The organism is Nocardiopsis nanhaiensis, from assembly GCF_054778635.1.
Window position 1 is genome coordinate 1 of the sequence record NZ_BAAGZJ010000158.1, and the last position, 4,526, is coordinate 4,526.

General features: G+C 68.0%; 5 protein-coding genes. 3 read left to right on the forward strand and 2 right to left on the reverse strand.

Features of this window, described 5'->3' with window-relative positions; genetic code table 11:
- Positions 1-89: 89 nt before the first annotated feature.
- Together ACYVD1_RS34350 and ACYVD1_RS34355 are read right to left on the reverse strand one after the other, a co-directional pair.
- Entirely contained in the window at positions 90-494 is a 405-nt protein-coding gene (locus tag ACYVD1_RS34350) for a DNA methyltransferase (protein WP_460778652.1), read from the reverse strand.
- A 376-nt stretch (positions 495-870) separates the two neighbouring features.
- On the reverse strand, positions 871-1,734 hold the full coding sequence (locus tag ACYVD1_RS34355; protein ID WP_460778653.1) for a hypothetical protein: 864 nt from the start codon (positions 1,732-1,734) through the stop codon (positions 871-873).
- Between the two features lie 273 nt (positions 1,735-2,007).
- On the opposite strand from ACYVD1_RS34355, the gene ACYVD1_RS34360 reads away from it, so the two are divergent.
- The 3 genes from ACYVD1_RS34360 to ACYVD1_RS34370 all read left to right on the forward strand — a co-directional run.
- Positions 2,008-2,721 carry a sigma-70 RNA polymerase sigma factor region 4 domain-containing protein gene (locus ACYVD1_RS34360; protein ID WP_460778654.1) on the forward strand — a complete coding sequence of 238 codons (714 nt, stop codon included), beginning with the start codon at positions 2,008-2,010 and terminating at the stop codon, positions 2,719-2,721.
- A gap of 219 nt (positions 2,722-2,940) precedes the next feature.
- The gene (locus ACYVD1_RS34365) at positions 2,941-3,300 is read left to right on the forward strand and encodes a pilin (RefSeq protein ID WP_460778655.1); all 360 of its coding nucleotides are present in this window, start codon (positions 2,941-2,943) and stop codon (positions 3,298-3,300) included.
- Positions 3,297-4,526, forward strand: a 1,230-nt coding sequence (locus ACYVD1_RS34370; RefSeq protein WP_460778656.1) for a hypothetical protein, incomplete at its 3' end; no start/stop codon positions are given. The genes ACYVD1_RS34365 and ACYVD1_RS34370, both read left to right, overlap by 4 nt.

The window sequence follows — 4,526 nt, forward strand, 5'->3', positions numbered from 1 at the left end:
GCCCTTCATCGTTGGTGTGGAGGTCGTGGTTGGTCATTGTCACCGTGGTGGTTGCCTGTTCTCGCCCTGCTTGTGTCAGTTAGTGAAGGTTATCCCTTGGTGTCCCACTTGAGCCTGACACAGAGGGAGGGCACGCCGACCAGATTTTTGGGTGGCAGGGGCGCAACGGGACGGATCCGGGGTTGGCGGCCATAGCCGGGGCCGCTGCGGAAGCCGTCGCTGTTGGCGGCGTACCGGTCGCCCAGGTTGAGCCAGAGGGTTCCCTCAGCGGCCAGGACCCGGCGAGCTTGGGTGAAGGTCGTCCTCAGGTGATGGATGTAGGCGTCCAAGGTGGGCTCGGTCCCGTATTGGCCCGGGTGGTTGTAGTCGCGCAGTCCCCAGTAGGGCGGTGAGGTCACGATGCAGTCCACCGAGGCTTCGGGCATGCTCGCCAACGCCCGTTGGGCATCGCCCACATACACCTGGGTGCGGTGATCGACATACCGCAAGTTCATCCGGCATCACCGCCGTGTGCCGGGCCCTTGCTGCTCTGGCCGCGGCAAGGCCGGGCCGAGCCGTGGTCGGGTGTACATCCGGTGCCGTTGGCGAGAGCGGCCTGGTCCGCAGATCGGCGGTAGGGCTGCACGCCGTGGGTGCCGCGCCCTGGCATGCCGCGCGTTGCCGCGGCCGAGTGGCGGTGCCGGATCGCGGCACCGGAGGACACCGTGTCCTGCCAGGGTGCCGGTACGGGTGCCGCGCTCGTGCCGGTGCGCCACGGTGGCGCGAATCGACGGGTGCCGCCCCGGGCCGCCCAGGACCGGCGAGCGGTGGGCTCCAGACCCGCTCCCCACGAGACCAGCCGCTGTAGAGGTTGTGAGGGTAGTGGGGGTCTCATCGGCTTCCCCCGTTGGCGTCGGTGCGCGATCCCTGTGCGCCCAGGCACCGCCAGGGCACGCACCCTGAGCGGTCGGTGGCGCTGTGCGCGTCTAGGTCGGCCTGCTCCAGCGGGACGCGGTCGGGGTGCAGATAGAATGTGGTGCCGGGCGGTCGCCCGCGCAGTGCCGGGTCGGGGTGTGCGTGTCGCACGGCCGCGTCGATGCCGATCGCCTCGGTGAAGGCCTGCGGCTCACTGCGGCGTAGGCGCCGCCAACGGGGGTTGGACCTCTGGGGGCAGGCGATGCAGGACAGCTCCACCTCGGTGGGCAGGTCGTGGTGGGCCAACAGTGCCACGCAGTCGGCCTCAGTCCACCCCAGAGCGGTGAGCGGTCGGCGAAAGCGGACGTAGGGCGGGCCAGTGGGGTCGGGGGCGTGGGTGTGGTCCAGAGTGGTGCCGGTGGCGCACTCGGCCACCACCCCCTCGGGCAAGGGCTGGGGTCGGGGGTAGCCCAGCAGTCGCCGCACTGCACTGGAGAGTGCCACGCCCTGGCGGTGGGCACACCCGTGCGGCAATCGCCCCGGGTGGCCGTCGGCGGTCAGGGTGTGCAGTGGCAGCGGCATGATCACCCCGTCCAGGGCCTCGCGGCCGGTCGGTCCGGTCTGGGCGCGGATCAGGCGCATGCCGACGGTGGTGGCTAGGCGGGCCAGCCGGTCCAGGTCGCGGTCGGCTTGGTCCGGTAGCCAGCCGGTGTCGGGCACCAGGATTGCGTCGAAGGGCGGCACCACGTGGTGGACGGCCAGCAGCACCAGGGTCAGGGAGCCGGGGGTGCCGTCGATGAGCACACATCGTGCCTTCGGTGGCGGGTGATCTTCTCGCATGGGTGGGTAGTCGGCTCACAGTCGAGCGCCTCACCCATCAAGAAGAACGAGAAGCCGTTTTTCGCTCATCGGTGGCCAAAGAAAGTCTGTACGCACTGCTTACGCACCCCCCGATACCGGCCCAGCTTGAGAAGGAAAATCTCTATTCGCTCGTTCTGGCTGGTACAGCCTTGAGCACCATTCCCGCAGGCCCATAACACCCCCAGCCGTGCTCATTTCCTGCGGATCGCCTCATGCTCCATAGGACTCCCCACACATGTGAAGGGAGTCGACATGGCTGTTCGTTCAGATCAACCCCTGGCCGTTCTGCGCCGCTCACTGACCCTGGTAACCACCGGACCGGACCAGCCCTTCCTGACCATTGCCGTGCATGGCCAGGAAAAGGAGAACATCGCCGCCGCCGAGGTCGTAGCGCTGCTGCGCCACGGGCCCCGCCCGGTCAGTGACCGGCTCTGGCACGCGGTATGCGAGCGCTCCCGCCAGGGCCAGGCCACCTGGACCGTGATCGCCACCGGCGCCCTGCTGCCGCGCATGGTCACCGCGTGTTCGCGCTACGCCCGCGGTCCCGAACACCACATCTCAGATGTGGAGTCCGAGGTACTGGTCGCCGTGCTGGAGCAGGTGCGGTCCCTGCCGGAGGGAGTGGACGACGTGGGCGAGAGGCTGTGGACGGCTGCGGCCAACACCGCCGTCAAATCCACCTACCACTTCCACCACCGCCACCGGCGCCAGGCGGTTCGGAGCCTGCCGCGTCAGGTGGCGTTCGACCCGGCAGCGGGGCGGGGGCCGATCACGGTCTTGGCCGAGGCCGTGCAAACGGGGGTGCTGACCCAGATCGAAGCCGATCTGATCGCCTGCACCAGGATGGAGCACCGCTCGTTGGCGCACGTCGCCCAGGAGTTGGGCCTGTCCTACATCACCGCGCGCCGGTGGAGGAAGGCGGCCGAGGAGCGGTTGGCATCAATCCTGGTCAGAAACGAGTTGTGAATCCGATGAGCGAAAAACGGCTTCTCGTTCTTCTTGATGGGTGAGGAGATTTCCTCCTCCCCCGCCAAAGGGGACACACATTGCCGGGGCGAAGTCGATGTCGAACGCCTCACCATGCACGCCGTGAACAGAAAGGAGTTGTCGGCGCTTCGCCCCGGCCCTCGCATTCGTGTGTTCCCTGCCTGTGATGCGGGGTGGCACCAAATCGAGGTGACGGTCATGGAGGCGACGAAGAAAAGCACCCGACCGGCCCTGCTCCTCCCACTCATGGCGATAGCGGGTGCGGCATTGGTCCTTGGCGACCCGAGCCCGGTGTGGGCCCAGGAGGGTGAAGAGCCCGGCGTCAGCGACCTGGACAGCGTGATCACCAACATCCGCAACTGGCTCGTCGGGCTACTCGTGGTGCTGGCGACGCTGTTGCTCACCATCGGCGGACTGCGCTACCTGCTGGCCGGCGGCGACCCGGGCGAGGTCAACAAGGCCAAAGACACCCTCAAATACAGCGCGCTGGGGTACCTGGTGGCGATCCTCGCGCCGGTCCTGGTGCAGATCCTGCGCGGTTTCGTGGGGCTGCAATGAGACGCAGGGCGTGGACCCTCGTGCTGGTCATCGGCGTCAGTGGCGGCCTCTGGTGGGCCTCAGCCTCTGGCGTCGAGGCCGCACTACCCCCGGCGGATCTACCCGAAGAGCCCAATGAGAGCGCCCCCACCGACCCTGAAGAGTGCGGGCGCCTGGACTACGGGTGCCGGGCCAGTGTCGGTTTCTACCAGTGGGTGGCCAACTTCATCGGCGATGCGATCGAGTTCACGGTGACCCTGGCGGCACTGCCCGCGCTGTCCACCCCACCGCCCACCGACGGGATCCGCACCGTGTGGGGTGAGCACCTGGCCATCGCCAACTCCCTGTACGTACTGGTGGTCATCGTCGCCGGGGTGCTGCTGATGAGCTACCAGACCGTGCAGACCTCCGCGGGAGCCAAAGAACTACTCCCCCGGGTGGTGCTGGGCTTCATCGCCGCCAACAGCAGCTTCCTGATCATCGAGATGATGCGGGAGATGGCCAACGGCATCGCTATCAGCATGCTGGATGGGGCCGCCACCGTCGACAACGTCACTGACACCCTCGTGCGGGTCCTGAGCAACCCGGCCGGCGAGGCGCTGGTCCTGCTGCTGCTGATGCTGGTCGGCTCGCTGCTGAGTTTCTTCTTCATGCTGGCCGCGATCCTGCGGATCGTGCTGTGGATCCTGCTCACCGCCATCTCCCCCCTGGCGTTGGCCTGCCACGCCCTGCCCCAGACCGAAGGGCTCGCGCGGCTGTGGTGGCGCGCGATGGCCGCGCTGATGATCATCCAGATCGCCCAAGCCGTAGTACTGCGGCTGATGGTCGTGCTGTTCCTCTCTCGCAACGCCATGCCCGACATCGTCGAAGCCGCCCAGAACGTGGTCGACGTCTTGTTGATCATCTGCTGCATGTACGTCCTGGTGCGCATCCCGTTCTGGGCGTTCAAGCAGGTGTTCAACCTGCAGGCCTCGCCGGTCGTCAAAGGCGCCAAAGTCGCCGCGAGTTTGTTGGTCTTCCGCAGTCTGGGCAAGGCCTTCGCCGCCGCGAAGGGCGCCGCGGCCACCCGCACACCCCGGCCCTCCGGCAAGCTCCAGCCCTTTCCTACACGGACTCCCCCGCCTGGCCCTGCCAGAGGACCAGGCGGACGCGGGCGCGGGTCCGGGCCCGACGACCCCGGTCCCAGACCCGGCCCAGACAGGCCCAGCTCCGGCCCCGGGCCGAGCAGGCCCGGCCCAGGCGGCCCC